1 protein-coding gene is annotated in these 1,375 nt (G+C 66.9%); it reads right to left on the minus strand.

Going from position 1 to position 1,375, the window contains the following annotated elements:
• Positions 1 to 137: 137 nt before the first annotated feature.
• Entirely contained in the window at positions 138 to 1,322 is a 1,185-nt protein-coding gene (locus tag ABZ471_RS48700; protein WP_359075627.1) for an IS701 family transposase, read from the minus strand.
• Positions 1,323 to 1,375: the final 53 nt, after the last annotated feature.

The raw sequence follows: 1,375 nt of genomic DNA on the forward strand, positions 1-1,375 counted from the left end.
CTGCTGGCCAGCTCAGGGGTTGTGTCCGCGTTGTTTGTAGTGGCTGATACGGGCTTGGTGTTGCCGTTTTCGGCGCCAGGTCGACCAGTGCAGGATGTGGTCGACCGGGGTGGGACGGCGGTCGGTGAGGCGGGTGATCAGGCGTCTGATCTCGGCGAGGCTGAGGTGGATGAGCTGGGAGGATCCGTTTCTGCTTTCTCTGTGCCCAGTTCTCGGGCCCGCAGGACGGTCAGGCAGGCGTGGGCAGCCATGGCCAGGGTCATGTGGCGGTGCCAGCCGGGATAGCGGCGGACCTGGTAGTCGTCCAGGCCGCACTCCTGCTTCGCGGTCTGGAAGCATTCCTCGACGGCCCACCGGCTGCCCGCGATATGGATCAGCTCGTCCAGCGTGGCCCCGGCGGGGCAGTAGGCGATGTAGTAGGAGATCTCCTCGGGCCTGCTGACACTGCGGCGGGCGAGAACCCAGTGCCGACGGTCCTCGCGGTGCCAGGGCCGCACCTCGACGCGGGCCCAGTCGAAGATCCGCCGGCCGTGAGCTCCTTCACCGCAGGAGCGGCGTTTCCACTTCTGCCGCGGCAGCCCGGGAAACAGTTCGTGGACGGGGTGGTCGATGGACCAGCGGGTGACGACCGTGTCGTGCCTCGTGGTGGCCATGACGTGGAAGACGTCGGCCTGTTCCAGCTCGAACCGCCAGCCCTTGCTGTAGCCGTAGGCGGCGTCCGCCGTCACCCAGCCGAACGGGATCTTCTCCGCGATGGCCCGGCGGACCATCGCCTTGGCCATGGCCACCTTCGTCTCGAAGACGACCGTGTCGTCGACGCCCGCCCGCCGGCAGCGCTCGCGGTCATCCGTCCAGGAGGTGGGCAGATACAGCTGCCGGTCGATCAACGTGCGGCCCCGGCCGGTTGCGTAGGCGAGGAACACACCGATCTGGCAGTTCTCGGTGCGTCCGGCGGTGCCGGAGTACTGCCTTTGCACCCCGGCCGAACGGACGCCCTTCTTCAGGAATCCGGTGTCATCGACGATCAGCACCGCATCCTGGTCTCCGAGGTGTTCGACGACGTAATCGCGTACGTCGTCCAGGACCTCGTCGGCGTCCCACTCGATCCGGTTCAATAGCCGCTGGATGCGATCAGGACCCGCATGACCGGCCTCCTCCGCCAGCGTCCAGCCGTTCTTCCGCTCCAGCGGAGCGATCAGGCCCCGCATATAGGCGAGCGCCGACCGACGCGGCTCCTCCCGGTTGAAGCGGTGCACGAACCGCTCATGCACCGCTTCCAGTTCCCCGGCCCACAACCTGACACCAGCAAGGTCCCCACCCATAACCACACCAACGACCGAGCTGGCCAGCAGTCACGACAAGGACCGTTGCAGTA

This window comes from Streptomyces sp. NPDC005728 (genome assembly GCF_040630895.1).
In the GTDB taxonomy this organism is placed as follows: domain Bacteria; phylum Actinomycetota; class Actinomycetes; order Streptomycetales; family Streptomycetaceae; genus Streptomyces.

Excerpts from the sequence above, each read along its gene's own strand:
- ABZ471_RS48700 (WP_359075627.1), bottom strand. The coding sequence starts at position 1,322 with ATGGGTGGGGACCTTGCTGGTGTCAGGTTGTGGGCCGGGGAACTGGAA.